The 25,998-nt window shown below is 60.4% G+C and carries 28 protein-coding genes; 26 read left to right on the top strand and 2 right to left on the bottom strand.

The features are described 5' to 3' along the window. The first annotated feature begins 109 nt into the window (after nt 1–109). The 14 genes from flhA (at nt 110) to AWM69_RS19490 (ending at nt 14,303) form a co-directional block, all read left to right on the top strand. A complete protein-coding gene (flhA, locus tag AWM69_RS19425; RefSeq protein WP_048383222.1) occupies nt 110–2,239 on the top strand; it encodes a flagellar biosynthesis protein FlhA in 2,130 nt (709 codons plus the stop codon). An 11-nt stretch (nt 2,240–2,250) separates the two neighbouring features. Continuing rightward, on the top strand, nt 2,251–3,564 hold the full coding sequence (flhF, locus tag AWM69_RS19430) for a flagellar biosynthesis protein FlhF (RefSeq protein WP_218728029.1): 1,314 nt from the start codon (nt 2,251–2,253) through the stop codon (nt 3,562–3,564). Nucleotides 3,565–3,683: 119 nt separating this feature from the next. Further along, nucleotides 3,684–4,511 (top strand): flagellar synthesis regulator FleN, encoded by an 828-nt coding sequence (gene fleN, locus AWM69_RS19435; RefSeq protein WP_131654489.1) that lies wholly within the window; start codon nt 3,684–3,686, stop codon nt 4,509–4,511. Beyond that, nucleotides 4,508–5,251 carry an RNA polymerase sigma factor FliA gene (gene fliA, locus AWM69_RS19440; protein ID WP_256930455.1) on the top strand — a complete coding sequence of 248 codons (744 nt, stop codon included), beginning with the start codon at nt 4,508–4,510 and terminating at the stop codon, nt 5,249–5,251. Before fleN ends, fliA begins: the two co-directional genes overlap by 4 nt. A gap of 170 nt (nt 5,252–5,421) precedes the next feature. Further along, on the top strand, nt 5,422–5,793 hold the full coding sequence (locus tag AWM69_RS19445; protein WP_162199358.1) for a chemotaxis response regulator CheY: 372 nt from the start codon (nt 5,422–5,424) through the stop codon (nt 5,791–5,793). A gap of 21 nt (nt 5,794–5,814) precedes the next feature. Then, nucleotides 5,815–6,603 carry a protein phosphatase CheZ gene (locus AWM69_RS19450; protein WP_131654487.1) on the top strand — a complete coding sequence of 263 codons (789 nt, stop codon included), beginning with the start codon at nt 5,815–5,817 and terminating at the stop codon, nt 6,601–6,603. Between the two features lie 65 nt (nt 6,604–6,668). Next, nucleotides 6,669–8,858 carry a chemotaxis protein CheA gene (locus AWM69_RS19455; RefSeq protein ID WP_218728030.1) on the top strand — a complete coding sequence of 730 codons (2,190 nt, stop codon included), beginning with the start codon at nt 6,669–6,671 and terminating at the stop codon, nt 8,856–8,858. 49 nt (nt 8,859–8,907) lie between these two features. After that, nucleotides 8,908–10,026, top strand: coding sequence for a chemotaxis response regulator protein-glutamate methylesterase (locus tag AWM69_RS19460; RefSeq protein ID WP_218728031.1), 1,119 nt, complete (start codon nt 8,908–8,910; stop codon nt 10,024–10,026). Continuing rightward, nucleotides 10,026–10,766, top strand: coding sequence for a flagellar motor protein (locus tag AWM69_RS19465; RefSeq protein ID WP_218728032.1), 741 nt, complete (start codon nt 10,026–10,028; stop codon nt 10,764–10,766). Before AWM69_RS19460 ends, AWM69_RS19465 begins: the two co-directional genes overlap by 1 nt. Nucleotides 10,767–10,768: 2 nt before the next feature. Then, the gene (motD, locus tag AWM69_RS19470) at nt 10,769–11,659 is read left to right on the top strand and encodes a flagellar motor protein MotD (protein ID WP_218728033.1); all 891 of its coding nucleotides are present in this window, start codon (nt 10,769–10,771) and stop codon (nt 11,657–11,659) included. 50 nt (nt 11,660–11,709) lie between these two features. Next, a complete protein-coding gene (locus AWM69_RS19475; RefSeq protein WP_048383044.1) occupies nt 11,710–12,498 on the top strand; it encodes a ParA family protein in 789 nt (262 codons plus the stop codon). Between the two features lie 84 nt (nt 12,499–12,582). Then, entirely contained in the window at nt 12,583–13,332 is a 750-nt protein-coding gene (locus tag AWM69_RS19480; protein WP_218728165.1) for a chemotaxis protein CheW, read from the top strand. Between the two features lie 68 nt (nt 13,333–13,400). Next, the gene (locus AWM69_RS19485) at nt 13,401–13,880 is read left to right on the top strand and encodes a chemotaxis protein CheW (protein ID WP_048383045.1); all 480 of its coding nucleotides are present in this window, start codon (nt 13,401–13,403) and stop codon (nt 13,878–13,880) included. Next, the gene (locus tag AWM69_RS19490; RefSeq protein ID WP_218728035.1) at nt 13,881–14,303 is read left to right on the top strand and encodes a DUF2802 domain-containing protein; all 423 of its coding nucleotides are present in this window, start codon (nt 13,881–13,883) and stop codon (nt 14,301–14,303) included. Between the two features lie 57 nt (nt 14,304–14,360). Here AWM69_RS19490 and AWM69_RS19495 read toward each other — a convergent pair whose 3' ends face one another. Both AWM69_RS19495 and AWM69_RS19500 read right to left on the bottom strand, forming a co-directional pair. After that, on the bottom strand, nt 14,361–14,684 hold the full coding sequence (locus tag AWM69_RS19495; protein WP_218728036.1) for an EscU/YscU/HrcU family type III secretion system export apparatus switch protein: 324 nt from the start codon (nt 14,682–14,684) through the stop codon (nt 14,361–14,363). After that, nucleotides 14,681–16,252: a flagellar hook-length control protein FliK gene (locus tag AWM69_RS19500; RefSeq protein WP_218728037.1), complete on the bottom strand. Its 1,572-nt coding sequence runs from the start codon at nt 16,250–16,252 to the stop codon at nt 14,681–14,683. Before AWM69_RS19500 ends, AWM69_RS19495 begins: the two co-directional genes overlap by 4 nt. Before the next feature lie 191 nt (nt 16,253–16,443). Between AWM69_RS19500 and ccmA the strand changes: the two genes are divergently transcribed. The 12 genes from ccmA to AWM69_RS19560 all read left to right on the top strand — a co-directional run bounded on the left by ccmA (nt 16,444) and on the right by AWM69_RS19560 (nt 25,980). Continuing rightward, nucleotides 16,444–17,079 (top strand): cytochrome c biogenesis heme-transporting ATPase CcmA, encoded by a 636-nt coding sequence (gene ccmA, locus AWM69_RS19505; RefSeq protein ID WP_131654555.1) that lies wholly within the window; start codon nt 16,444–16,446, stop codon nt 17,077–17,079. Further along, nucleotides 17,076–17,744 carry a heme exporter protein CcmB gene (gene ccmB / locus AWM69_RS19510; protein WP_048383225.1) on the top strand — a complete coding sequence of 223 codons (669 nt, stop codon included), beginning with the start codon at nt 17,076–17,078 and terminating at the stop codon, nt 17,742–17,744. Before ccmA ends, ccmB begins: the two co-directional genes overlap by 4 nt. A gap of 86 nt (nt 17,745–17,830) precedes the next feature. Beyond that, nucleotides 17,831–18,589 (top strand): heme ABC transporter permease, encoded by a 759-nt coding sequence (locus AWM69_RS19515; protein ID WP_218728038.1) that lies wholly within the window; start codon nt 17,831–17,833, stop codon nt 18,587–18,589. Beyond that, nucleotides 18,586–18,762: a heme exporter protein CcmD gene (ccmD, locus tag AWM69_RS19520; RefSeq protein WP_048383050.1), complete on the top strand. Its 177-nt coding sequence runs from the start codon at nt 18,586–18,588 to the stop codon at nt 18,760–18,762. Before AWM69_RS19515 ends, ccmD begins: the two co-directional genes overlap by 4 nt. Continuing rightward, nucleotides 18,759–19,211: a cytochrome c maturation protein CcmE gene (gene ccmE / locus AWM69_RS19525; protein WP_131654480.1), complete on the top strand. Its 453-nt coding sequence runs from the start codon at nt 18,759–18,761 to the stop codon at nt 19,209–19,211. The genes ccmD and ccmE overlap by 4 nt, the downstream gene beginning before the upstream one ends. Next, on the top strand, nt 19,211–21,199 hold the full coding sequence (locus AWM69_RS19530) for a heme lyase CcmF/NrfE family subunit (RefSeq protein WP_131654479.1): 1,989 nt from the start codon (nt 19,211–19,213) through the stop codon (nt 21,197–21,199). Before ccmE ends, AWM69_RS19530 begins: the two co-directional genes overlap by 1 nt. Then, nucleotides 21,196–21,732, top strand: a complete 537-nt coding sequence (locus AWM69_RS19535) for a DsbE family thiol:disulfide interchange protein (RefSeq protein WP_048383053.1) — start codon at nt 21,196–21,198, stop codon at nt 21,730–21,732. The genes AWM69_RS19530 and AWM69_RS19535 overlap by 4 nt, the downstream gene beginning before the upstream one ends. Continuing rightward, nucleotides 21,729–22,205 (top strand): cytochrome c-type biogenesis protein, encoded by a 477-nt coding sequence (locus AWM69_RS19540; RefSeq protein WP_048383054.1) that lies wholly within the window; start codon nt 21,729–21,731, stop codon nt 22,203–22,205. Before AWM69_RS19535 ends, AWM69_RS19540 begins: the two co-directional genes overlap by 4 nt. Continuing rightward, complete coding sequence (gene ccmI, locus AWM69_RS19545; RefSeq protein ID WP_218728039.1) at nt 22,198–23,397, top strand: c-type cytochrome biogenesis protein CcmI; 1,200 nt, start codon at nt 22,198–22,200, stop codon at nt 23,395–23,397. Before AWM69_RS19540 ends, ccmI begins: the two co-directional genes overlap by 8 nt. A gap of 11 nt (nt 23,398–23,408) precedes the next feature. Next, the gene (locus AWM69_RS19550) at nt 23,409–23,816 is read left to right on the top strand and encodes a hypothetical protein (RefSeq protein WP_218728040.1); all 408 of its coding nucleotides are present in this window, start codon (nt 23,409–23,411) and stop codon (nt 23,814–23,816) included. A gap of 365 nt (nt 23,817–24,181) precedes the next feature. After that, complete coding sequence (locus AWM69_RS19555) at nt 24,182–25,867, top strand: sodium:solute symporter family protein (RefSeq protein ID WP_218728041.1); 1,686 nt, start codon at nt 24,182–24,184, stop codon at nt 25,865–25,867. Then, the gene (locus AWM69_RS19560) at nt 25,849–25,980 is read left to right on the top strand and encodes a putative transporter small subunit (protein WP_218017838.1); all 132 of its coding nucleotides are present in this window, start codon (nt 25,849–25,851) and stop codon (nt 25,978–25,980) included. Before AWM69_RS19555 ends, AWM69_RS19560 begins: the two co-directional genes overlap by 19 nt. The last annotated feature ends 18 nt before the right edge of the window (nt 25,981–25,998 follow it).

The raw sequence follows: 25,998 nt of genomic DNA on the forward strand, positions 1-25,998 counted from the left end.
TTAATCGAATGATTTTTAGAGCAAACAGAGAGTTGGAAGGCTTCTTGCACAAGCAGGCTTTGTGGCGCGTATGGCGTCAAAAGTTTGCTAAAGGTTTCTCGCAATGTCATTGGATCGCTCTCAGTTAATCAACACCGCACGCAACGGTCTGGCCGGATTGGGTCAGGGGCAGTTGGGTGTGCCGTTGTTGCTGTTGGTGATGCTGGCGATGATGATGTTGCCCATCCCTGCATTTTTGCTGGATGTGTTTTTCACCTTCAACATCGCGCTGTCGATTGTGGTGCTGCTGGTGTGCGTGTACGCCTTGCGTCCGCTGGACTTCGCGGTGTTCCCGACCATTTTGCTGGTGGCGACCCTGATGCGCCTGGCGCTGAACGTGGCGTCGACCCGGGTGGTGATGCTCCACGGGCAAGAGGGTCACGCGGCGGCGGGCAAGGTGATCCAGGCCTTCGGCGAGGTGGTGATCGGCGGTAACTACGTGGTCGGCATCGTGGTGTTCGCCATCCTGATGATCATCAACTTTGTGGTGGTGACCAAAGGGGCCGGGCGCATTTCCGAGGTGAGTGCGCGCTTCACCCTCGATGCCATGCCCGGCAAGCAAATGGCGATCGACGCGGACCTCAATGCCGGCCTTATCGATCAGAACCAGGCCAAGCTGCGCCGTCAGGAAGTGGCTCAGGAGGCGGAGTTCTACGGCTCCATGGACGGTGCCAGCAAATTCGTGCGCGGGGATGCCATCGCTGGCTTGCTGATTCTGTTCATCAACCTGATCGGCGGTATGGCCGTGGGTATCTTCCAGCACGGCATGAGCTTCAGCGAAGCCGGCAAGGTCTACGCCTTGCTGACCATCGGTGACGGTTTGGTGGCGCAGCTGCCCTCGCTGCTGCTGTCGACGGCCGCCGCGATCATGGTCACCCGGGCTTCAGGCTCTGAAGACATGGGCAAGCAAATCAATCGGCAGATGTTCGCCTCGCCCAAGGCGCTGGCGGTATCCGCCGGTTTGATGGCGGTGATGGGGATTGTGCCGGGCATGCCGCATTTTTCCTTCCTGAGCCTGGCCGCCGTGGCTGGCGGCGTGGCGTACCTGATGTGGAAAAAACAGGCCGTGGTCAAGTCGCAGGCCCTGCAAGAGGTGCAGCGCCAGCAAGAGTTGCTGCCGTCTCCGGCCCGAGCCCTGGAAACCAAGGAGCTGGGCTGGGATGACGTGACGCCGATCGACATGATTGGCCTGGAAGTGGGCTACCGCCTGATCCCGCTGGTGGATCGCAATCAGAGCGGCCAGTTGCTGGCGCGGATCAAGGGCGTGCGCAAAAAGCTGTCTCAGGATTTGGGCTTTTTGATGCCCACCGTGCATATCCGCGACAACCTCGACCTCGCGCCCAGCGCCTATCGGCTGACCCTGATGGGGGTGATTCTGGCCGAGGCCGAGATTTACCCGGACCGGGAGCTGGCGATCAATCCAGGGCAGGTATTCGGTACGTTGAACGGCATTACCACCAAAGATCCGGCCTTTGGTCTGGAAGCTGTGTGGATTGAGGTCAGTCAGCGCAGTCAGGCGCAATCGCTGGGCTATACCGTAGTGGATGCCAGTACGGTGGTGGCGACCCACTTGAATCAGATTCTGTACAAACACTCCCATGAGCTGATTGGTCATGAAGAAGTGCAGCAGTTGATGCAGTTGCTGGCCAAGGCGTCCCCCAAGCTGGCTGAAGAGTTGGTGCCCGGGGTGTTGAGCCTGTCGCAGTTGCTCAAGGTGTTGCAGGCCTTGTTGGCCGAGCAGGTGCCGGTGCGTGATATTCGCAGCATTGCCGAGGCGATCGCCAATAATGCCCATAAGAGTCAAGATACTGCCGCTTTGGTCGCGGCGGTGCGGGTCGGGCTGTCCCGCGCAATCGTGCAAAGCATTGTAGGCGTTGAGTCCGAGCTGCCTGTGATCACCTTGGAGCCAAGGTTGGAACAAATATTGCTCAATAGTTTGCAGAAGGCCGGACAAGGCCAGGATGAAGGTGTTTTGCTGGAGCCGAGCATGGCTGAAAAGCTCCAGCGTTCGTTGATCGATGCGGCTCAGCGTCAGGAGATGCAAGGCAACCCGGTGATCTTGCTGGTGGCAAGTCCGGTACGCGCAATGCTTTCGCGGTTTGGCCGTTTGGCGGTGCCGAACCTGCATGTGCTGGCGTACCAGGAAATTCCTGACAACAAGCAAGTCACGATCGTCGCGACAGTAGGCCCTAACGGCTGAGGGTTTGATTTATGCAAGTGAAGCGATTTTTCGCCGCCGACATGCGTCAGGCCATGAAGCTGATACGTGATGAGTTGGGGGCAGATGCCGCCATTATTGGTAACCGCCGGATTGCCGGGGGCGTGGAATTGACCGCGGCCCTGGATTACAAGCTGTCCGCGCTGGCACCCCGGGTGCCAAACATTGAGCTTGAAGAAGAACTGCGCAAGACCCAGTCACGGATTGTTTCGGCCCAGGCCGAACTGAGTCTGCGCGGTGAGGGCGATGCCGAGGGCAGCCGTCAGCTGTTTGCCGGTTTGCCGCTGACCGCCGCCGAACCGTTGATTGAACCGGTCCCGGTCGAACCGCAGCGCCCGGCGCCAGTGGTCATGCAGTCGATGGACCAGCATGCGTTCGACACCATGCGCTCCGAGCTCTCCGGGTTGCGGGAGTTGCTGGAAGTACAGCTGGGTTCGCTGGCCTGGAATCAGCTCCAGGGAAGCATGCCCGAGCAGGCCAATTTATGGCGCCGACTGCAGCGCATCGGTTTGTCCGGGCCGCTGTCGCGGGATCTGCTGGCGCAAGTGGTGGGCATCCAGGAGCCGCGCCAGGCCTGGCGCATGTTGTTGGCGCACCTGGCGCGGATGATTATCACGCCGGAGCTTGAGCCGCTGGAAGAGGGCGGGGTGATTGCGATGGTCGGCCCGGCTGGCATGGGCAAAACCACGACGCTGGCCAAGCTGGCGGCGCGTTATGTACTCAAGTACGGCGCGCAGCATATCGCGCTGGTGAGCATGGACAGTTTCAGGATCGGTGCCCAGGAGCAGCTCAAGACCCTGGGGCGTATCTTGAATGTGTCCGTGACCCATGTAGCGCCTGGGCAGTCGTTGGGCCAGACGCTCGAACCGCTGGAACGCAAGCGCGTGGTGCTGGTGGATACCGCCGGCCTGCAGGCCAGCGACCCGGCGCTGCGGTTGCAACTGGAGAGCCTGGCGGGGCGCGGCATCAAGGCGAGAAATTATCTGGTATTGGCCACCACCAGTCAGAAGCAAGTACTGGCGGCCGCGTACCTGAGCTACAAGCGTTGCGGGCTGGCCGGGTGCATCCTGACCAAACTGGATGAAACGGCAAGCCTGGGTGAGGTGTTGAGTCTGGCCATCGGTCACGAGTTGCCGGTGGCTTACCTCACGGACGGTCCACGTATACCCGATGACCTTCACCTGCCGCGGCGTCACCAGTTGGTGAGTCGTGCAGTCAGTGTGCAAATGCAGGAAGAACCCAGCGAAGAGGCCATGGCCGATATGTTCGCTGATATCTATCACAGCCCCCCCAAGCGGGTCGGCTGAGTTAGCTACGATTACGTTGCAATGTACCTACATTGATGGTCTGCAAGGTGTTGTTCCGCTGGGGAACGCGCAGCCAACCTATGTAGCCGCGTCTAAGTAAGACAAGGTAAAGAAAGATCATGGGCAGCATGCATCCCGTACAGGTTATCGCAGTGACCGGCGGCAAGGGTGGCGTCGGTAAAACTAACGTGTCAGTCAACTTGTCCATCGCGCTGGCCGAGTTGGGCAGGCGCGTCATGTTGATGGACGCTGACCTTGGGTTGGCGAATGTTGATGTCCTGCTCGGACTGACGCCCAAATTTACCCTGGCCGATGTGGTCGAGGGGCGTTGCGAGCTGCGTGACGTATTGGTGCAAGGCCCTGGCGGGATTCGCATCGTGCCGGCGGCCTCAGGCACCCAGAGCATGGTCCATTTGAGCCCGGCGCAACACGCCGGCCTGATTCAGGCGTTCAGCGACCTGGGCGACAACCTGGACGTGCTGGTGATCGACACGGCGGCCGGGATCGGCGAGTCGGTGGTGAGCTTCGTGCGCGCCGCTCAGGAAGTGCTGCTGGTGGTGTGCGACGAGCCGACGTCGATCACCGACGCGTATGCCTTGATCAAGCTGCTGAACCGCGATTACGGCATGAACCGCTTTCGCGTGCTGGCAAACATGGCCCAAAGCCCGCAAGAGGGCCGCAACCTGTTCGCCAAACTGACCAAGGTCACCGACCGTTTTCTCGATGTGGCCCTGCAATATGTAGGCGCCGTGCCTTACGACGAATGCGTGCGCAAGGCGGTGCAGAAACAGCGGGCTGTCTACGAAGCATTCCCGCGCTCCAAATGCTCGCTGGCGTTCAAGGCCATTGCGCAGAAAGTCGATACCTGGCCATTGCCGGCCAACCCCCGTGGTCACATGGAATTTTTTGTTGAGCGTCTGGTGCGCCAGGGTGGGGGGCAGTTCTGATGACGGCCAGCGGTTATCGCATGTACAGCAAGTCGTCACGCGACAGCCAGTATGAGCTGATCGAGCGCTATGCGCCGCTGGTCAAGCGCATCGCGTATCACCTGCTGGCGCGCTTGCCCGCCAGCGTGCAGGTGGATGACCTGATTCAGGCGGGGATGATCGGCCTGCTTGAAGTGTCGACCAAATACGACGCAACCAAAGGCGCGAGTTTCGAGACCTATGCGGGGATCCGCATTCGTGGCGCGATGCTCGACGAAGTGCGCAAGGGCGACTGGGCACCGCGCTCGGTGCACCGCAATACCCGCATGGTCAGTGACGCCATTCGGGTAATTGAAGCAAAAACCGGCTGTGACGCTAAAGATCATGAAGTTGCGGCCGAACTCCAGTTAAGCCTTGATGATTATTACGCGATTTTGAATGACACCCTGGGCAGCCGCCTGTTCAGTTTTGATGACCTGCTGCAGGACGGCGAACACGAAGGGCTGCACGAGGATGGCGCGAGCGCTCAACTCGGGCCTTCGCGGGATCTGGAAGACCAGCGGTTTCAAACGGCACTGGCCGACGCCATCGCCAATTTGCCGGAGCGCGAGCGCTTGGTACTGGCGCTGTATTACGACGAGGAGCTGAACCTCAAGGAAATCGGCGAAGTGCTGGGGGTGAGCGAATCGCGGGTCAGCCAGCTGCACAGCCAGTGCGCCGCACGACTGCGCGCACGTCTGGGCCAGTGGCGAGCGCACTGATCGCATAGGCCCCCTGCAGGAGCGAGCTTGCTCGCGATGCGGTTTACGCGACCTCATCGCGAGCAAGCGTGCTGCTGCAGGTTCTGAAACGTAATAACCGAATTGATTGAATGGCGCGCTCACAGGCTGGGCGCGTTTAAAACTGCTTGGAGGTCGAATTGGACAAGAACATGAAAATCCTCATCGTTGATGATTTTTCAACGATGCGGCGGATCATCAAAAACCTGTTGCGTGACCTCGGGTTCACCAACACGGTCGAGGCAGATGACGGTATTACCGCGCTGCCGCTCCTTAACCAGGGTCACATCGACTTTTTGGTGACGGACTGGAACATGCCCGGCATGACCGGTATCGAGTTACTGCGCCACGTGCGGGCCGACGAAAAGCTCAAGCATTTGCCGGTGCTGATGGTGACCGCCGAAGCCAAGCGTGAACAGATCATCGAAGCCGCCCAGGCCGGGGTTAATGGCTATGTGGTCAAGCCGTTCACGGCGATCGCACTCAAAGACAAGATTGAAAAAATCTTTGATCGCATCGGCTGATCGGTTTGCCTCGGGGGCGTTATGGAGCTGCAAGAATCTACATTGGGCGAGTTTGAATCGACCCTGAAAAAACATGCACGGGAATTGGTCGAAAGCCTTGAAAACGGCCAGTTCGGCGATGCGGTGCAACTGATTCATGAACTGAACCAGACCCGCGACCGTGGCCTGTATCGGGAAGTCGGCAAGCTGACCCGTGAATTGCACAGTGCCATCGTCAACTTTCATATTGACCCGACGGTGCCGCAGGCTGAAGAAGTGTCGCAGATCACGGATGCCACTGAGCGTTTGGCTTATGTTGTGCGCCTGACGGAAGCGGCTGCCAATCGAACCATGGACCTGGTTGAGCACTGCACGCCACTGGTCAACGGCCAGGGGCAGGAAGCCAAAGCCCTGAGTGCTGACTGGGGTCGCTTTATGCGGCGCGAGATCGGTGCTGAAGAGTTTCGTGAGCTGGCGCGCCGGGTTGACAGTTTTCTGACGCGCAGTGATCGCGACAATCAGGTGGTGTCCGCTCATCTCACCGACATCATGCTGGCCCAGGATTACCAGGACCTCACCGGTCAGGTGATCAAGCGGGTGACGCAACTGGTCACGGATGTCGAAAGCAATCTGCTCAAGCTGGTGCTCATGGCGAGCCAGGTCGATCGCTTCGCAGGGATCGAACATGACCGTGAAGCCCTGCGCGCTGAAAATAATTCGCAAAAAAACCAGGCGAAGGGTGAAGGTCCGCAGATTCATGCCGATAAGCGTAATGACGTCGTATCCGGTCAGGATGATGTAGACGATTTGCTGTCCAGTTTAGGTTTCTAGGTCTTGAGTAGGCGCGCGGGCGTTGTTGTCCGGCGTCGCACAGACCTACTTCAAGGAGCACATACATGAGCTTCGGCGCCGATGAAGAAATCCTTCAGGATTTCCTGGTTGAAGCCGGCGAGATTCTAGAGCTGTTGTCCGAACAACTGGTTGAGCTGGAAAGCCGACCGGACGATGCGGATTTGCTCAATGCAATCTTTCGCGGTTTTCACACTGTAAAAGGGGGCGCCGGCTTTTTGCAGCTGCATGAGCTGGTGGAGTGCTGCCACATTGCCGAGAACGTTTTCGACATCCTGCGCAAGGGTGAGCGCAAGGTCGACTCGGAATTGATGGACGTGGTGCTGGAAGCGCTGGACGCCGTCAATGGCATGTTCACCCAAGTGCGCGAGCGCAGCCCGGTCACGGCGGCAACGCCCGAGTTGCTGGCGGCATTGGCGCGTCTGGCAGAACCTGCAGCGCTGGTGGTGCCTGAACCGCAACCTGCAGCGGCTGTGACCAGCGACAGCAGCGATATCACCGATGACGAGTTCGAGTTGCTTCTGGACTCGTTGAATGCAATCAAGGCCGATGCCCCGGCCATCGCCGCCAGTGATGACATCAGCGATGCCGAGTTCGAGTCGCTGCTCGATCAGTTGCACGGCAAGGGGCGTTTCTCTGCGGACGTCGTGGCGGACACGGTAGTCGATGCGGTACCCGCCGCCGCGGTTGAGCCTGCCGAAACCGGCAATGAAATCACTGACGATGAGTTTGAAGCGTTACTGGATCAGCTGCATGGCAAAGGTGCGTTCAGCAGCGATGCGCTGCAGGCATCCGCCGTACCTGTCACCGAGGCTGCCGTCTCGGCCACGGTTGCCGCGCCATCCGCAGCGCCTGAAGCTGCCAGCCATCCGGACCTGATCAGTGATCATGAGTTTGAGGCCTTGCTCGATGAGTTGCATGGCAAGGGCAAGTTCTCGGCCGACTCGGCTGCCGTCGCTGTAGCGCCTGCGGTGGCAGCGCTGGTCGCACCGCAACCGAAAAAAGCCGCCGCCAGGCCGGCGCCGGCGCGTCCGTCCGCTGGCGCAGAAAAACCGGTTGCCTCAGAGGCTGAAACCACGGTTCGGGTGGATACCGCGCGACTCGACGACATCATGAACATGGTCGGCGAGTTGGTCCTGGTGCGTAACCGTTTGGTGCGCCTGGGCCTCAACAGCAGTGACGAAGCGATGGCCAAGGCGGTGTCGAACCTCGACGTGGTGACCGCCGACCTGCAAACCGCGGTGATGAAAACCCGCATGCAGCCGATCAAGAAAGTATTCGGTCGCTTCCCGCGACTGGTGCGGGATCTGGCGCGTCAGCTGAATAAAGAAATCAGCCTGGAGCTGGTTGGCGAAGAGACCGACCTCGACAAGAACCTGGTCGAGGCGCTGGCCGATCCTCTGGTGCACTTGGTGCGCAACGCTGTCGATCACGGCATTGAAACCCCGCAAGAGCGTGAAGCCGCAGGCAAGCCGCGTGGCGGTCGGGTGATTCTGTCGGCCGAACAGGAAGGCGACCATATTCTGTTGTCGATCTCCGATGACGGCAAAGGCATGGATGCCAATGTCCTGCGGGCCATCGCGGTGAAAAAAGGCCTGATGGACAAGGACGCGGCTGATCGCCTGAGTGAGTCCGATTGCTACAACCTGATCTTTGCCCCCGGGTTCTCGACCAAGACCGAGATCAGCGACGTGTCCGGACGGGGTGTGGGCATGGACGTGGTGAAAACCAAAATCGCCCAGCTCAATGGTTCGCTGAGTATTCATTCGACCCTGGGCCAGGGTTCGAAAATCGTGATCAAGGTACCGCTGACCCTGGCGATCATGCCGACCCTGATGGTGATGCTGGGCAACCAGGCGTTTGCCTTCCCGCTGGTCAACGTCAACGAGATTTTCCACCTCGACCTGTCACGTACCAATGTGGTCGACGGTCAGGAAGTGGTGATCGTGCGCGACAAGGCATTGCCGCTGTTCTACCTCAAGCGCTGGCTGGTGGCGTCTGCCGCCCATGAAGAGCAGCGCGAAGGGCATGTGGTGATTCTGTCGGTGGGCACCCAACGCATCGGTTTCGTGGTCGATCAGTTGGTCGGACAGGAAGAGGTGGTCATCAAGCCGTTGGGCAAAATGCTTCAGGGTACGCCGGGCATGTCGGGCGCCACCATCACCGGTGATGGCCGTATTGCCTTGATCCTGGATGTGCCGAGCATGCTCAAGCACTACGCCGCACGGCGTATTTGATTCTGGCGGCGCAGGGCATTTTCGCCGTGCGCTGTCTAACGGAGTGTTTATGGTAGTCAAGGTCCTGGTGGTGGATGATTCCGGTTTTTTCCGCCGCCGCGTCTCGGAAATTCTGTCGGCCGATCCGACGATTCAAGTGATCGGCACTGCCACCAATGGCAAGGAAGCGATAGACCAGGCTCTGGCGCTCAGGCCCGATGTGATCACCATGGACTACGAGATGCCATTGATGGACGGCATCACGGCGGTGCGTCATATCATGCAGCGCTGTCCGACCCCGGTGTTGATGTTCTCCTCGCTGACCCACGAAGGGGCCCGGGTAACCCTGGATGCCCTGGATGCAGGGGCGGTGGATTTCCTGCCGAAAAACTTCGAGGACATCTCGCGTAACCCGGAGAAGGTCAAGCAACTGCTGTGTGAGAAAGTCCACAGCATTTCCCGCAGCAACCGTCGTTCGTCCAGCTACAGCGCGCCAGCCCCCCAGCTCTCGACCCCGCTGGCAACGCCACGGGTGCCCGCCGCCAGCCCGCCACCCGTTCGCACGACCCCGATTGCCAGTCGCCCGGCAGTGCCCCTGGTGACGACGTCTGCTGCGCCGAAGCGCAAGGCTTACAAACTGGTAGCCATTGGTACCTCGACCGGCGGCCCGGTGGCTTTGCAGCGCGTATTGACCCAATTGCCCGGGCACTTTCCGGCCCCCATCGTGCTGGTGCAGCACATGCCCGCGGCGTTCACCAAGGCGTTTGCCGAACGTCTCGACAAGCTCTGCCGGATCAGTGTCAAAGAGGCCGAGGACGGCGATGTCCTGCGGCCGGGCCTGGCCCTGCTGGCCCCGGGCGGCAAGCAGATGATGATCGATGGCCGTGGCACGGTGCGTATCCTGCCGGGTGACGAGCGTTTGAACTACAAGCCGTGCGTAGACATTACCTTTGGTTCCGCAGCCAAGTCCTATGGCGACAAAGTTTTGGCGCTGGTCCTCACCGGCATGGGCGCGGACGGCCGGGAAGGGGCGCGCCTGCTCAAGCAAAGTGGCAGCCATGTCTGGGCCCAGGACGAAGCCAGCTGCGTGATTTACGGCATGCCGATGGCCATCGTTAAAGCCGGTCTGGCGGATGCGGTGTACAGCCTCGACGACATGGGCAAATACCTGGTCGAGGCCTGCCACTGATGGATGTGCTCAGCCTGATCGGCATCATCATGGCCTTTGTCGCGATTATCGGCGGCAACTACCTCGAAGGCGGCCACCTCGGTGCCCTGGCCAATGGCCCGGCGGCGCTGATCGTGCTGGGTGGCACGGTGGGCGCGGCGTTGTTGCAGTCGCCGATGAGTGCGTTCAAGCGGGCGATGCAAACCGTGGTGTGGATTCTGTTCCCGCCCTCGATCGATCTGGCGGGCGGCATTGACCGTGTCGTCAACTGGAGCCTGACGGCCCGCAAGGAAGGCCTTCTGGGTCTCGAAGGTGTGGCCGATAGCGAGCCGGACAACTACGCGCGCAAAGGCTTGCAGTTGCTGGTCGATGGCATGGAACCGGAGGTTATCCGGAGCATTCTGGAGGTCGACTTCCTGACCCAGGAAAGCCGCGACATTGAAGCCGCGAAAGTGTTTGAAAGCATGGGCGGCTATGCGCCGACCATTGGCATTATCGGGGCGGTGATGGGCTTGATCCACGTGATGGGCAACCTGGCGGACCCCGGTCAACTGGGCAGCGGCATTGCGGTGGCCTTTGTCGCGACCATCTATGGCGTGGCCAGTGCCAACCTGGTGTTGTTGCCGGTGGCCAGCAAACTCAAATCGATTGCCCGGCGCCAGGCGTTGTACCGCGAGATGCTGCTCGAAGGCATCCTGTCGATTGCCGAAGGTGAAAACCCGCGCTCCATTGAACTCAAGCTTCAGGGCTTTATGGGGTAATCATGAGTCGCCGTCGTCGCCAGGATGAAGAGCCTGTAAATCACGAACGCTGGCTGGTGTCCTACGCTGACTTCATCACCTTGCTGTTCGCTTTTTTTGTGGTCATGTATTCGATTTCATCGATCAACGAAGGCAAGTACAAGGTGGTCTCCGAGGCCTTGCTCGGGGTGTTCAATGATGCCGAGCGCAGCGTCAGGCCGATCCCGCTCGGGGATGAGCGCGCCCGGACCATGAAGCCCGCCCAGCCACTGGTCAAAGACAGCGAACTGAGCGACGCAGGCCTTGGGCAAAACCCCGACGACCCGCTCAAAACCATTGCCAATGACATCACCACCGCGTTCGGTGACCTGCTCGCGTCCAAACAATTGACGGTGCGCGGCAATGAGCTGTGGGTCGAGATCGAGCTCAATTCCAGTTTGTTGTTTGGCAGCGGTGATGCGATGCCCAGTGATCTGGCGTTTTCCATCATCGACAAGGTGGCCGCGATTCTCAAACCCCTCGACAACCCGATCCATGTTGAAGGCTTTACTGATAATCAGCCGATTCGCACCGCGCAATATCCCACGAACTGGGAGCTGTCGTCGGCCCGCTCGGCGAGCATCGTGCGCATGTTGGCAATGCAGGGTGTGAACCCCGGACGCATGGCATCGGTGGGCTATGGCGAGTTTCAGCCGGTGGCCAATAACGCCACGGCGCAGGGGCGCGCACTCAACCGCCGGGTGGTGCTGGTGGTGTCGCGCAACCTGGAAGTGCGACGCAGCCTGACCGGAACCGGTACGGCGAATGCCACACCGGATGCTGCCTTGAAGCGGGCTGGCACACAAACTGCACCGCCGCCCGTACAGTCACTGGTTCGTGGGAATGCCGTCAATTCCCCGTCGCCAACCCTATAAGTGCATGTCAATTCTCGGCCGGCACAGCCATAGCCGGGAGGAACAACTGAATGAGAGTCTGGGCAGTAGCCAATCAAAAAGGTGGAGTCGGCAAGACCACCACATCCATCGCTCTGGCCGGTTTGCTGGCTGAGGCGGGCAAGCGCGTGGTGGTGGTCGATCTCGACCCCCACGGTTCCATGACCAGTTATTTCGGTTACGACCCCGACGCCCTGGAACAGAGCAGTTACGACTTGTTCCTGCACAAGGGGCAGGTGCCGCAGGGCATGACGGCGCAATTGCTGTTGCCCACCAGCCATGAACAGATTGCCTTGCTGCCTTCCAGCACCGCGCTGGCGACGCTGGAGCGCCAGTCGCCGGGGCAGAGTGGCCTGGGGCTGGTGATTGCCCGTGGCCTGGCGCAGCTGTGGCAGGACTATGACTACGCCATTATCGACAGCCCGCCGTTGCTGGGCGTGCTGATGGTCAATGCACTGGCGGCGAGCCAGCAACTGGTGATCCCGGTGCAAACCGAACACCTGGCTGTCAAAGGCCTGGAACGCATGGTGCACACCCTGACGATGATCAACCGCTCACGCAATCAGGCGCTGCCGTTTTGCGTGGTACCGACCCTGTTCGACCGTCGCACCCAAGCGTCGATGAGCACGCTGCGGCATTTGCGCGATCATTACCCGGACACGCTGTGGCAGGGCTTCATTCCGGTCGATACCCGACTGCGCGATGCCAGCCGGGCCGGGCAGACGCCTTCGCAGTTCGATGGCAAAAGCCGTGGCGTTGTCGCCTATCGTGCCTTGCTCAAGCAATTATTGACCCGTCAACTCGCGCCGCAGGCCGTTTGACGTGACCGTGCATTCAAGTATCTGCGCTGCGCGGCCGATAACCACCACAGGCCTGTCTCGCAGGACCGTTGAATGGGTCACCTCATGAAGCCGCCAGTCGCGCTTGCCAGCCGTCCACAGTTGGCATTGCAGTCCTATCTCGATGAGTTGCTGCAAGAGGCGACTGAAGCGTTGCCGCTGCCTGAGCCGCACGCCCCGTTACTGGACGAGTTTGCCGCCGCCGTGCTTGAAGAGCAGGTGCGCGATGCCCGTGTCGCACCGCTGGCGATGCCGGTGCAATTGCCGGCACTGGCCCAGCCCTTGGCAGAGCCGCCCCGGCCTTTGGCATCGGTGCCGGATGACGGTCGACCCGCGTGGGCCGCCGAGCCCTTCGAGTGTTTATTGTTCGATGTGGCCGGGCTGACGCTGGCGGCGCCGCTGGTGTGCCTGGGTTCGATCTACTCCCTGACCGGGCGCGAGCTGACACCGTTGTTCGGGCAGCCTGACTGGTTCCTGGGAATACTGCCCAGCCAGAGCGGCAACCTCAATGTGCTGGATACGGCGCGCTGGGTGATGCCCGAGCGCTACCGCGAGGATTTTCGCGACGGTCTGCAATACGTGATTTCGGTTCAAGGTCATGACTGGGGGCTGGCGGTGCATCAGGTCAGCCGTTCGTTGCGCCTGGACCCCGACCAGATCAAATGGCGCACCCGCCGCGGGCAGCGTCCGTGGCTGGCGGGCACAGTGATTGAGCACATGTGCGCGCTGCTGGATGTAACGCAGCTGGCGCAATTGATCGCCAGCGGTGCGCTCAAGCACAGAGACATTGCCGCTGCGCCGGGCACAGACAAATAGCGACCGGGCCTTGGCCGCGGTCAGACCGTACACACCGCACCCGCGGTTTTTTAGTCAGAGGTTTGGGTATGCAACAATCAGCCGCACAGGGTTCCGAAGATCCGATCCTGCAATGGGTCACCTTCAAGCTGGACAACGAAACCTACGGCATCAATGTGATGCAGGTGCAGGAAGTACTGCGCTACACCGAAATCGCTCCGGTGCCGGGTGCACCATCCTACGTGCTGGGCATTATCAATCTGCGTGGCAACGTGGTGACGGTCATCGATACGCGTCAGCGTTTTGGCCTGATGAACAGCGAAATTACCGACAACTCGCGCATTGTGATCATTGAAGCCGACAAGCAAGTGGTCGGTATTCTGGTCGACAGCGTGGCGGAAGTGGTTTACCTGCGTCAGTCTGAAATTGAAACTGCGCCGAATGTGGGCAACGACGAGTCGGCCAAGTTTATCCAGGGCGTGTGCAACAAGAACGGCGAACTGCTGATTCTGGTTGAGCTGGATAAAATGATGAGCGAAGAAGAATGGTCGGATCTGGAGAACTTCTGATTGATGCTTGAGGCGGCGGTAATCGTCCTGGGCCTGCTATGGGCAGTGACCTTGTGGGTGTTCGTGTCCCATGTGCGCGGTCAGCGCGTGATCGCAGCGCAACAGGCGGCGGGCGATGCGCTGCGTGATCGGCGTATCAGGGAGCTGGCGCGCCGTCTGGACACCTACCAGAACGGCACCGTGCAAATGGGTGAAGACTTGCATCAGCTGCGTGCGGTGCTGGCGCCGCTGCCCGAGAAACTGACGCTACTCGAACAGCGCGACCCCACCAGCCTGTCGTTCACCCAGGCAGCACGCCTGGTGAGCATGGGCGCCAGTGTCGAAGAGCTGACTCACTCCTGCGGCCTGACCCAGGCCGAAGCCGAACTGATGCGCAAAATGCACAAAGGCTCAAGCGCATCCTCAACGTCGCAAAGCCTGTAACCGCTGGCGCAGGCAACCTGAAGGCCCTTCGGGCCTTTGCCCGGCCTGCGGCAGCGGCTACTGATCGTGATCCGTGCAGTCCCGCTCCCGCGTCCCCGCATCCGGATCAAATCCCACCGGGAACTTGCCTTTGAGTTGCCAGGCAAACGCGATGATCTCGGCCAGGGTCAGGTACAGCTCCCGCGGGATGCTGTCTCCCAGTTCCAGGCGCGCCAGCAATTTGACCAGCTCGGCGTTTTCATAGATCGGTATCTCGTGCGCTCGGGCGCATTCAAGAATGGCGGCAGCCAGTTCGTCGTCCCCTTTGGCGGTGAGGGTAGGGGCGTGCTTGCCGTCATAGTTGAGGGCGATCGCCTGGCGCGGTTCGGGCGGTGTGCTCATGCGGTTTCGTCGACCCAGCGTTGTTCGAGTTTGGTGGGGCTACTGTCTGGCGGGGTGCCCTGGTGGCAATCGAGATCGGTCACGCTTAACCCGGCATCGTTCAAACGTTGACGCAAGTCGCCCAGTTGGCTGGCAATCAGTTCGGCGGTAAAAGCCCGTTGTGCCCAGAGCTGGCCCGAGAGGTTGCCGCGCAGCAATTGCGCCTGAACATGCAGCGGGCCCAGGGGGGAGAGGTCGAAGGCCAGTTCGACCCGCCACAGAGGGTCCTTGATCGCGCGTGCTTGCGGGGTTTGTGCCGATTCATCTTCGGGGGGCTCTTCTCGCTGGAACTTGACCTGCAGCGGCACGATGTCGTGGGCGTTGCGCATCGGGATTTCCAGCTGCCAGGTGGTCAGCAGATTGCCGTCGGGGGTGCGTCCGCTTTGTTCCAGGCTGGACAGTTGATGGCTTTGCAGGCGGGACAGCGCGGCTGCCGCCAGTTTCAGCAGGTTTTCCAGGCTGTCTTGGTTGTCGGCATTTTGCAGCACCCGTTGTGGCAGCGGAAACCCACCGGGCTGGGCTTTGGCGCTGACCTGACCGAGCATGCCCAGGGCATTGCGCACAAAGGTCGGCATGGCCTGGGCCTGGACGCTGGCGGCGACGGCCGGATTGAAACCGGGGTTGGCCGGGACGCCGGGCAGGATCTGGGCGATCAGGCGTAACACGCTGGCCTTGAGATCCGGCGTCAGTGCGCGACCTTCGCCATTGAGCAGCCGGGCTTCCAGAAAGGCACCGCTGTTGAGCAAGGCGGTGCTCAGGGTCTTGGGGTCGCCCAATTGCTGCGGTGTCGGCAGCCCCGCCAGCAGGGCTTCAATCGAGGTGCGCAGACCGGCCGGCAGGTTTTGATGGGCGGGCAGTTTTTGCAGGGCGCTCAGCAGACCTTCCAGCGAGCCTTGGCGGCTGAGTTGCCGGGCCAGTTGCTGGGTCACGGCCAGTTGATCCTGACGTCCGCCCAGCGAGACGAATGTCAGGGTGTGGGCGTCTTCTACCCGGGCGCTGAGCAAGCTGCCGACCCGCAAGGGTTGCGGGCTTTCCAGGGTCAGGGTGCGGGTGTTCAGGGTGCTGTTGAGCAGCGTCACCAGCGAGCGGTAGATCGTCGGTTCGCCGTTTGCCTGCGCCAGCACTTGAGCACTCAGCACCTTGCCTTGTAGCAAAGTGCCCGGTGGCAGCTGTTGCGTATCCAGGCGGGTGAGGGCGTTTGCCTGGTGACTCAATGCCTGCTGTACGCTGATGGCCAGGCTGCCTGCCGTGGGTTGACTCACGCTCAGTAACGTACCCAGCGGCAGGGGCTGGCTGCTGCTGACGTGCACGTTTGCCTGGCGCCCGCTTTCAAGGGTCAACTTAAGCAGTAGCTGGAACGCCAGCTCACCCTGCTTGAGCGATAACACTTCAGCGGTGGCGCGGTGACCGGGGCTGATCAGGCCTTCGAGGGGTTGCAACAAGGTGAGCACGTCACCACCGCTCAGGGCGGGCCGTGGGCCGTTTGCCACAGCTGACGGAAGAGGTGGAATATTCATGTCGGCTTTCATCGTTACAACCTGTCGAAATTGCCATCTTTAGAGTAGGACATGGCATGTATAATGCGGCCCCGTTGTTCAAGGAGCCTAAAAACATCACCATTGTTTGATCCAGCTCCCTGAAACGGGCCGCAAATGCATTTATCCTGCATCACTTTAACGGCCGAGCCTGAGCCGACTTGAACCGTGAAGGCCTCAATTACGTGACCAGCCCTCTTCTAGAAGCCGTAGCACTCGCCTGTGAGCGTGATTGGCGGATGTTGTTCGAGAACCTCGAATTGCGTCTGTCCAGCGGTGACATGTTGCAAATCAGCGGCCCCAACGGCAGTGGCAAAACCAGCCTGCTGCGATTGTTGGCGGGCCTGATGCAGCCGACGGCGGGCGAAGTCCGGCTCAACGGCCAGGCCCTGGCCAACCAGCGTGCGCAACTGACCAGCAACCTGCTGTGGATCGGACATGCTGCCGGGATCAAGGACCTGCTCACGGCCGAAGAAAACCTCGCCTGGTTATGTGCCTTGCACCGTCCTGCCAGCCGCGAAGCGATCTGGGCAGCGCTGGCCGCCGTCGGTCTCAGCGGATTTGAGGATGTGCCGTGCCACACGCTGTCGGCCGGCCAGCAGCGACGGGTGGCCCTGGCCCGCCTGTATCTGGACAGCCCGCCCTTGTGGATCCTTGACGAACCGTTTACAGCGCTCGACAAACACGGCGTGGCGCAACTTGAAGAACACCTGGCCGGCCACTGCGAACGTGGCGGCATGGTGGTGCTCACCACTCACCATACGTTGACCCGGATGCCGGCCGGTTACCGCGATATCGACCTGGGGCGATGGGCTTTATGAATGTGTTTGGCGTATTACTGGCGCGTGAGGCGCGCCTGTTGTGCCGGCGTCCTGCCGAGTTGGCCAATCCGCTGGTGTTCTTCGCGATTGTGATCGCCATGTTTCCCCTGGCGGTCGGTCCTGAGACTCAATTGTTGCAAACCTTGTCTCCGGGGCTGCTCTGGGTGGCAGCACTTTTATCGGTTCTGCTCTCGCTGGACGGGCTGTTTCGCAGTGATTTCGAGGACGGTTCACTGGAGCAGTGGGTCCTTTCGCCGCACCCCCTGGCGCTACTGGTGCTGGCCAAAGTGCTGGCACACTGGATGTTTTCCGGCCTGGCGCTGGTCATTCTGTCACCGCTGCTGGCGTTGATGCTGGGACTGCCGGTAGCCTGCCTGCCGGTACTGCTGATGTCGTTGCTGCTTGGCACTCCAGTGTTGAGCCTGCTCGGGGCCGTGGGCGCGGCGCTGACAGTCGGCCTCAAGCGTGGCGGTCTGTTACTGGCATTGTTGATTTTGCCCCTGTATATCCCGGTGTTGATTCTTGGCAGTGGCGCCCTGCAAGCCGCCCTCCAGGGAATGCCCGCGACGGGTTATCTGCTCTGGCTGGGCAGCCTGACCGCCCTGGCCGTAACCCTGACACCTTTTGCAATAGCTGCCGGACTGAAAATCAGCGTCGGCGAATAATGAGGTCTGGTCCAACGGACCAGTAAAGACCCTGGCTTTGATAACGGCCCGAACAGGCCGTGTCCTGGCACCGTGATGGAAACAGCGTGATGAACTGGACTTGGTTTCACAAACTGGGCTCGCCCAAATGGTTTTATGCCAACAGTGGGCGCCTGCTGCCCTGGCTAAGCATTGCCTCCGTGCTGTTGATCAGCGTCGGGGTGGTCTGGGGCCTGGCGTTTGCGCCACCGGACTACCAGCAGGGCAATAGCTTCCGGATCATTTATATCCACGTTCCGGCGGCGATGCTGGCCCAGTCCTGTTATGTGATGCTGGCAGTCTGCGGTGTGGTGGGGCTGGTCTGGAAGATGAAAATTGCCGATATCGCGCTGCAGTCCGCCGCACCGATCGGCGCCTGGATGACAGCCCTGGCGCTGGTCACAGGGGCCATTTGGGGCAAGCCGACCTGGGGCTCATGGTGGGTCTGGGATGCGCGCCTGACCTCGATGCTGATTCTGCTGTTTCTGTACTTCGGCCTGATTGCCCTGGGCAATGCCATCACCAATCGCGACAGCGCGGCCAAGGCCTGTGCGGTGCTGGCGATTGTCGGTGTGATCAACATCCCGATCATCAAATACTCGGTGGAGTGGTGGAACACCCTGCACCAGGGCGCGACCTTCACCCTTACCGAAAAACCGGCGATGCCCGCAGAAATGTGGCTGCCGCTCTTGCTCACGGTGCTGGGGTTCTATTGCTTCTTTGGGGCCGTGGTTCTGCTGCGCATGCGTCTGGAAGTGCTGAAGCGTGAGGCCCGCAGCAGTTGGGTCAAGGCGCAGGTTTCAAAAGCTCTGGAGGGCGCGCGATGAGTTTTGCTTCATTTGGCGACTTTATCGCCATGGGTCATCACGCGGTGTATGTCTGGTCGGCCTATGGCATTTGCCTGGCGGTGCTGGGAGTGAACGTGGCCTTGCCGATCATGGCGCGCCGACGTTATTTGCAACAAGAGGCGCGACGCTTGCGCCGGGAGAATTCGAAGTGAATCCGCTGCGCAAAAAACGCTTGATCATCATCCTGGCGATTCTGGTAGGGGTGGGCATTGCCGTGGCCCTGGCCTTGAGCGCCTTGCAGCAGAACATCAACCTGTTCTACACCCCGACCCAGATCGCCAATGGCGAAGCGCCGCTGGACACCCGGATCCGTGCCGGGGGCATGGTGGAAGCCGGCTCGCTGAAACGCTCCGGGGATTCGCTGGACGTAGCGTTCGTGGTCACCGACTTCAATAAGTCCGTGACCATCCAGTACCGTGGCATCCTGCCCGACCTGTTCCGTGAAGGGCAGGGCATCGTCGCATTGGGCAAACTCAATGCCGCGGGTGTGGTGGTGGCCGACGAAGTACTGGCCAAGCACGACGAAAAATACATGCCGCCCGAAGTGACCAAAGCGTTGAATGAAAGTGGTCAATCGGCGCCGGCGAAAGGGGTTAAGTGATGACGTCTGGACTGTTTATTCCCGAGCTTGGCCATCTGGCCATGATCCTGGCCCTGTGTTTTGCCGTGGTGCAGGCTATCGTGCCGCTGCTCGGCGCCTGGCGTGGCGACAAGTTGTGGATGAGCCTGGCGCAACCCGCCGCCTGGGGGCAATTCGCTTTCCTGCTGTTCTCCTTCGGCTGCCTGACCTGGGCCTTTATGGCCGATGATTTTTCGGTGGCCTATGTGGCCAGCAACTCCAACAGTGCGCTGCCGTGGTACTACAAGTTCAGTGCCGTGTGGGGTGCCCACGAAGGGTCGCTGTTGTTGTGGGCGATGATTCTGGGCGGCTGGACGTTCGCAGTCTCGATTTTCTCGCGCCAATTGCCGCAAGTCATGCTGGCGCGGGTGTTGTCGATCATGGGGATGATCAGCATTGGCTTTTTGCTGTTTTTGATCCTGACTTCAAACCCGTTCGCACGTCTGTTGCCGCAGGTTCCTGCTAACGGCAACGACCTCAACCCGTTGCTGCAAGACATCGGCCTGATCGTTCACCCGCCGATGCTGTACATGGGATACGTCGGTTTCTCTGTGGCCTTCGCGTTTGCCATTGCGGCCTTGCTCGGTGGTCGTCTGGATGCGGCCTGGGCCCGCTGGTCACGGCCGTGGACCATCGTGGCCTGGGCTTTCCTCGGGATTGGTATCACCCTGGGCTCCTGGTGGGCTTACTACGAACTTGGCTGGGGTGGCTGGTGGTTCTGGGACCCGGTGGAAAACGCCTCGTTCATGCCCTGGCTGGTGGGCACCGCGCTGATTCACTCGCTGGCGGTGACTGAAAAACGCGGTGTGTTCAAGAGCTGGACCGTTCTGCTGGCGATTGCTGCATTTTCCTTGAGCCTGCTCGGGACCTTCCTGGTGCGTTCCGGCGTGCTGACCTCGGTCCATGCGTTTGCTTCAGACCCAGAGCGCGGCGTGTTTATCCTGATCTTCCTGTTGTTTGTGGTCGGCGGTTCGCTGACGCTGTTTGCATTGCGCGCACCGGTGGTGAAAAGCCACGTGAGCTTCAAACTGTGGTCCCGCGAGACGTTGTTGCTGTGCAATAACCTGGTGCTGGTGGTAGCGGCTTCGATGATTCTGCTGGGCACCCTGTACCCGTTGATTCTGGATGCCATCAGTGGCGCCAAGATGTCGGTTGGCCCGCCGTACTTCAACGCGCTGTTCATTCCGCTGATGGGCTTGCTGATGGTGGTCATGGCCGTGGGCATGCTGGTGCGCTGGAAAGACACCCCGGTCAAATGGCTGCTGGGCATGCTGACCCCGGTCTTGCTGGGCACCGCGGCGTTGTCGGCAATTGCCGGCGTGGCCTATGGCGACTTCAACTGGGCCGTGATCACGACCTTTGCCCTGGCGGCGTGGGTGCTGCTGGCCGGTGTGCGCGATATTGGTGACAAGACCCGGCACAAAGGCCTGGTCAAGGGTGTACGCAGCCTGACCCGCAGCTACTGGGGCATGCAGATCGCTCACCTGGGCATCGCCATTTGCGCGCTGGGCGTCGTGCTGTCGAGCCAGAACAGTGCCGAGCGTGACTTGCGCCTGGCCCCGGGCGAATCGATGGAGCTGGGCGGTTATCACTTCCTGTTTGAAGGGGCCAAACATTTTGAAGGGCCGAACTTCACCTCGGACAAAGGCACGGTGCGGGTTATTCGCAACGGCAAGGAAGTCAGCGTGCTGCACCCGGAAAAACGCCTGTACACCGTGCAGAACTCGATGATGACCGAAGCCGGTATCGACGCCGGTTTCACCCGCGACCTGTATGTGGCGCTGGGTGAGCCGCTGGGTGATGGCGCGTGGGCTGTGCGGGTTCACGTCAAACCCTTTGTCCGCTGGATCTGGTTCGGCGGTTTGCTGACAGGGTTTGGCGGTTTACTGGCGGCCATGGATCGCCGCTACCGGACCAAGGTTAAAAGCCGTGTGCGTGAAGCACTGGGCATGACAGGAGCCACCGCATGAGACGCTGGTTGATGCTGATCCCGCTGGCTGTCTTTCTGGGCATGGCGTGGTTTCTTTATAAGGGCTTGTACCTGGACCCGACCGAATTGCCTTCGGCGATGATCGACAAGCCGTTCCCGGCCTTCAGTCTGCCGTCGGTCGAAGGTGACAAGACCCTCACTGAAGCGGATCTCAAGGGCAAGCCGGCGCTGGTCAACGTGTGGGCCACCTGGTGCATTTCGTGCCGGGTCGAGCACCCGGTGCTGACCAAGCTGGCCGAGCAGGGTGTGGTGATCTATGGCGTCAACTACAAGGACGTCAATGCCGATGCCAGGAAGTGGCTGCAGGAATTCCATAATCCGTACCAGTTGGACATCAACGACGAAGCCGGTTCGCTGGGCTTGAATCTGGGCGTGTACGGCGCACCTGAGACTTTCCTGATCGACAGCCAGGGCATCATCCGCCACAAGTTTGTCGGCGTGATCGACGAGACCGTGTGGCGCGAACAACTGGCCGGCAAGTATCAGGCGCTGGTTGACGAGGCTCGGCCATGAAGCGCTGGTTAGCTGCGGTGGCCCTGGGGTTGACGTTGAGCGGCCTGGCCCATGCCGCCATTGACACCTATGAGTTCGCCAACGACGCCGAGCGTGATCGTTTTCGTGAACTGACCAAGGAGTTGCGTTGCCCCAAGTGTCAGAACCAGGACATTGCCGATTCCAATGCACCGATTGCCACTGACCTGCGCCGGGAGATTTTCCGCATGCTCGGCGAAGGCAAGAGCAATCAGCAGATCATTGATTTCATGGTCGACCGCTATGGCGAGTTCGTGCGCTACAACCCGGCCCTGACCGGCAAAACGGCGGTGCTGTGGTTTGGTCCGCTGGGGCTGTTGGTGGGCGGGCTGGTGGTGATCGGGGTGATTGTCGGCCGCCGTCGCCGTACATCCCTGAGCGATCACGCTGACACACTTTCTGCCGAGGAGCGTCAGCGCCTCGACACCTTGCTGGATAAAAAACAAGATGATTGATTTCTGGCTTGCAGCAGGCTTGCTGCTGCTCATCGCCCTGAGCTTTATATTGATCCCGGTATTGCGTGGGCGTCGTGCCCAGCGTGAAGAAGATCGCACGGCCTTGAACGTGGCGTTGTACCAGGAGCGCGTGGCCGAGTTGCAGGTTCAGTACGAGGAAGGCGGCTTGACCGCCGAGCAACTGGAAACCGGACGTGCCGAAGCAGCACGCGAGTTGCTGGCCGATACCGAAGGTGTGGCTCCGGCACGCGTGTCGAGCCTCGGCAAAGCGCTGCCGCTGTTGGCCGCGGTGCTGGTGCCGGTGCTGGGGTTGGGCCTGTACCTGCACTTTGGTGCCAGCGACAAAGTCGAGCTGACCCGCGAATTCTCCCAGCCGCCGCAGTCCCTTGAAGAAATGGTGTCACGCCTTGAGCGTGCTGCGGCCGCGCAACCGGAGTCGGCCGAAGGCTGGTACTTCCTGGGGCGTGCCTACATGGCGCAAAACCGTGCCGCCGACGCGGCCAAAGCGTTCGAACGCGCCGTGGCAGTGGCTGGCCGTCAGCCTGAGCTGTTGGGGCAATGGGCTCAGGCCCAGTACTTTGCCAACAACAAGCAATGGAGCGACACGCTTCAGGCCTTGACCGATGAAGCCTTGAAGGCCGACCCGAAAGAAGTCACCAGCCTGGGCCTGTTGGGGATCTCGGCGTTCGAAGCCAAGCGCTACCAGGAAGCCATCAGCTATTGGCAGCGTCTGCTGAACGAGTTGCCTGCCGGGGATCAGTCCGGCGTGGCGCTGCAAGGCGGCATCGACAAGGCCCGCGAGCAGTTGCTCGCCAGCGGCGGCCGGGTTGAAGCTGCGCCTGCAAAGGCCCAGGCCTCGATCAAGGTCAGCGTTGACCTGGCCGATGCAGTCAAGGCCAAGGCCTTGCCCGGCGACAGTGTGTTCATCTTTGCCCGGGCCGTGTCCGGCCCGCCAGCACCCTTGGCCGTCAAGCGGGTGACGGTGGCGGATTTGCCGATCACCGTCGAGCTGAGTGATGCAGACGCAATGATGCCGCAGTTGAAACTGTCCAGCTTTCCTGAAGTCCAACTGATGGCACGCATCTCCCGCGCCGGTCAGCCAACCGCCGGCGAGTGGGTAGGGCGTAGCAAGCCACTGTCCAGCAGCACCGATACGCTGCAACAGTTGATCATCGACAGCCCGGATAAATAAGAGAAACCGCTATGGCCGCACTTGCACGCATCACGTTGTTCAGTCTTGTCCTCGGCCTGAGCGCCTGTGCGGTTCATCCTCCTTACGAGGAGCCCACTGCGCCGTCGGTGCCTTCAGTACCGAAGCCGCAGCCCTCGCCGCAGCCGTCCAGCAAGCCGTTGCCGGACATGCCGATTCCCAAGCCGCCGAAGCCGCTGCCGCGCACGTCGGCAACCTTCGCGCCGCCGCCCGGTGGCCCGAGCCATTGGGACGCACGTCTTGGGGTCTATGTGCTGGATAACCAGAGCAACACCTTCTACCGTCAGCGCGCCTACTACCGCTGGGACAACGGTTGGAGCCGCTCGGTCAGCCCCAACGGCCCGTGGGAAGAAACCGACATCAGCGGGGTACCGCCAGGGTTGAGCCGTCAGTTCAAGTGATGCATCGCGGCGGCCCTGGGGCCGCCGTTTTCTTATGGCCTGCGGTATCAGGTCAATCCGCAAAAACCGCGCCAAATCTGTATAATCCGCCTCTGTTCGTGTCAGGGCTTGGCCTCTGATACAGGACTCATCTTCCGGCAACTGCCGGCCCTTGCTGCAAGCACCCGGCTCAACGTGCTAGCGCACGCTTTGCCTTTTGACGTGGGACGCCCCTTGCGTTCCGTCACTTGCCAGCCTTCACGACGACAACCCACGGACCGCTGTCCGCTATCGCCTGTCTCGCAGGAAAACCGGGTTGTTGCGCCTGCCGATATTGGCCTTTCGTTGCGTCTGCAACGGCTGTGGCGCACATAAAGGAGAAAGGAATGTTCCAACTTTCCACCCCCACTGTGCTTATGCTTTTATTTTGTTTCTATGGCCTGACGTTTTTGGTGTCTTTGCGTGTGGGTCGCAAAGAGGAAAACGTCGACGGTTACATGGTGTCCAATAACTCGATCGGCTTTGGCATGTCAGCCGCCAGCATGACGGCCACCTGGATCTGGGCCGCATCGTTTTATGCCGCCGCCAGCGCGGGTTATAAGTTCGGCCTTTCAGGCGCCTTGCATTACGGCTTCTGGGGGGCGCTGATGATTCTGTTCATCTACCCGTTTGGCCGGCGTTTTCGGCAACTGGCACCCAAAGCCCACACCCTCGCTGAAATCATGCATGCCCGTCACGGGCGATCCAGTCAGATGATTCTGGCAGGCTCCAACATTGTCGGGAGCCTGATCAGCTTGATGGTCAACTTTACGGCTGCCGGGGCCCTGGTGGCAGTTCTCTCGCCTCTGAGCTTTACCCATGGGGTATTGATTGCCGGTGTCGGGGTCCTGACGTACACCATTTGGTCCGGTTTCCGCTCTTCGGTACTGACAGACTTTGGCCAGTTGTTTGCCATGATCTTTGCTGCGGTGGTGATCATCCCGATCATCTTCTTTCAGCTTGGCGGGCCGGAAATCTTCGCCCAGGGCATGCCGAACATTACGCCTGAGCAAGCCAGTTTTTACTCAAAAACCGCAATCCTGGAGCAGGGTGCTCCCTACTTCGTGGCCGTGCTGGCCTACGCGATTGGTAATCAGACGATCGCCCAGCGGTTGTTCGCCGTGCGCGAAGACTTGATGAAGTCGACCTTTGTCACCGCGACCATCGGCTATGCCTCGATTGTCATCGGCCTTGGCATGCTGGGTTTTCTGGCGCTGCTCGCAGGTATCGAGCCGCAGGATGGCGACCTGAATAACCTGATCCCGCAGATGGCTTCGACCTATTTGCCGCCCTTTGCGGTCGGCCTGTTTTTCATCATGGTGATCGGCTCGCTGTCGTCCACCGCTGACTCTGATTTGTCGGCGCTGTCGGCGTTGGTGATGACCGATGTCTACGGTAAAAACCTCGCCAAAGGTAAGCCCAATCCCAAAACCATGTTGTTCGTGGGGCGCTTGACGATGGTGGTGGCGACGATGCTGGCCATGCTGTTCGCCAGTATGAAGCTCGACATTCTGACCATGCTGATTTTTGTCGGCGCCTTGTGGGGCGCGATCGTGTTCCCGGTGATTGCCAGCCTGTATTGGGAGCGGATCACCAACGCGGCCTTTACCAGTGCAGCCATTGCCGGTTTCTTGATGTTTCTGGTGGCGCGTTTCGAATTGCTTGAAATGCAAGGCGCTGTGGCGTTGTTGTTCGAGCTGTGTGCTTCCATCGGTGGCGGCGTTGTGATCGGCTTGATGGTGTTCGGCTTCTTCGGCAAGCGTGCGGGATTTGTACTGGGCACATTGGCCTTCTTGGTCATGGCCCCGTTCGCCTTTGGCTTCTTGCGCGATTACCCGGTTCTATTGAGCTCCTTGACGGCTTACGGAGTCAGCACCGTGGTCTGTGTGCTGGTCAGCTTGCTGGCCAATGAATCCTTCGACTTCGACTGCATCAATGAACGCGTGGTGGCCTTCCACGGCACCGCTGAATCTGCCCCAGAAGGCAAATCTGCCACTGAAAAAGGAGCCTCCCCATGTCCAGTTTCGCTCTAACCCTGTACGTCCTGATCTGGCCGGCGATTGCGGCGGCCGTGATGATTACTTTATGCGTCAGCCTGTATCGCGACATGCGCAAGGCCAAGCGCGACGGCACTGATTTGCTGTAGGTCGATGAAAAGCGGGCA

Source organism: Pseudomonas sp. D1HM, assembly GCF_019266105.1.
Classification (GTDB): domain Bacteria; phylum Pseudomonadota; class Gammaproteobacteria; order Pseudomonadales; family Pseudomonadaceae; genus Aquipseudomonas; species Aquipseudomonas taetrolens.

Coding starts and splice junctions, on each gene's coding strand:
- flhF (WP_218728029.1), top strand. CDS start 2,251: ATGCAAGTGAAGCGATTTTTCGCCGCCGACATGCGTCAGGCCATGAAG.
- fleN (WP_131654489.1), top strand. CDS start 3,684: ATGGGCAGCATGCATCCCGTACAGGTTATCGCAGTGACCGGCGGCAAG.
- AWM69_RS19445 (WP_162199358.1), top strand. CDS start 5,422: ATGAAAATCCTCATCGTTGATGATTTTTCAACGATGCGGCGGATCATC.
- AWM69_RS19450 (WP_131654487.1), top strand. CDS start 5,815: ATGGAGCTGCAAGAATCTACATTGGGCGAGTTTGAATCGACCCTGAAA.
- AWM69_RS19455 (WP_218728030.1), top strand. CDS start 6,669: ATGAGCTTCGGCGCCGATGAAGAAATCCTTCAGGATTTCCTGGTTGAA.
- AWM69_RS19460 (WP_218728031.1), top strand. CDS start 8,908: ATGGTAGTCAAGGTCCTGGTGGTGGATGATTCCGGTTTTTTCCGCCGC.
- AWM69_RS19465 (WP_218728032.1), top strand. CDS start 10,026: ATGGATGTGCTCAGCCTGATCGGCATCATCATGGCCTTTGTCGCGATT.
- motD (WP_218728033.1), top strand. CDS start 10,769: ATGAGTCGCCGTCGTCGCCAGGATGAAGAGCCTGTAAATCACGAACGC.
- AWM69_RS19475 (WP_048383044.1), top strand. CDS start 11,710: ATGAGAGTCTGGGCAGTAGCCAATCAAAAAGGTGGAGTCGGCAAGACC.
- AWM69_RS19480 (WP_218728165.1), top strand. CDS start 12,583: ATGAAGCCGCCAGTCGCGCTTGCCAGCCGTCCACAGTTGGCATTGCAG.
- AWM69_RS19485 (WP_048383045.1), top strand. CDS start 13,401: ATGCAACAATCAGCCGCACAGGGTTCCGAAGATCCGATCCTGCAATGG.
- AWM69_RS19495 (WP_218728036.1), bottom strand. CDS start 14,684: ATGAGCACACCGCCCGAACCGCGCCAGGCGATCGCCCTCAACTATGAC.
- AWM69_RS19500 (WP_218728037.1), bottom strand. CDS start 16,252: ATGAAAGCCGACATGAATATTCCACCTCTTCCGTCAGCTGTGGCAAAC.
- ccmB (WP_048383225.1), top strand. CDS start 17,076: ATGAATGTGTTTGGCGTATTACTGGCGCGTGAGGCGCGCCTGTTGTGC.
- ccmD (WP_048383050.1), top strand. CDS start 18,586: ATGAGTTTTGCTTCATTTGGCGACTTTATCGCCATGGGTCATCACGCG.
- AWM69_RS19530 (WP_131654479.1), top strand. CDS start 19,211: ATGACGTCTGGACTGTTTATTCCCGAGCTTGGCCATCTGGCCATGATC.
- AWM69_RS19535 (WP_048383053.1), top strand. CDS start 21,196: ATGAGACGCTGGTTGATGCTGATCCCGCTGGCTGTCTTTCTGGGCATG.
- AWM69_RS19540 (WP_048383054.1), top strand. CDS start 21,729: ATGAAGCGCTGGTTAGCTGCGGTGGCCCTGGGGTTGACGTTGAGCGGC.
- ccmI (WP_218728039.1), top strand. CDS start 22,198: ATGATTGATTTCTGGCTTGCAGCAGGCTTGCTGCTGCTCATCGCCCTG.
- AWM69_RS19550 (WP_218728040.1), top strand. CDS start 23,409: ATGGCCGCACTTGCACGCATCACGTTGTTCAGTCTTGTCCTCGGCCTG.
- AWM69_RS19555 (WP_218728041.1), top strand. CDS start 24,182: ATGTTCCAACTTTCCACCCCCACTGTGCTTATGCTTTTATTTTGTTTC.
- AWM69_RS19560 (WP_218017838.1), top strand. CDS start 25,849: ATGTCCAGTTTCGCTCTAACCCTGTACGTCCTGATCTGGCCGGCGATT.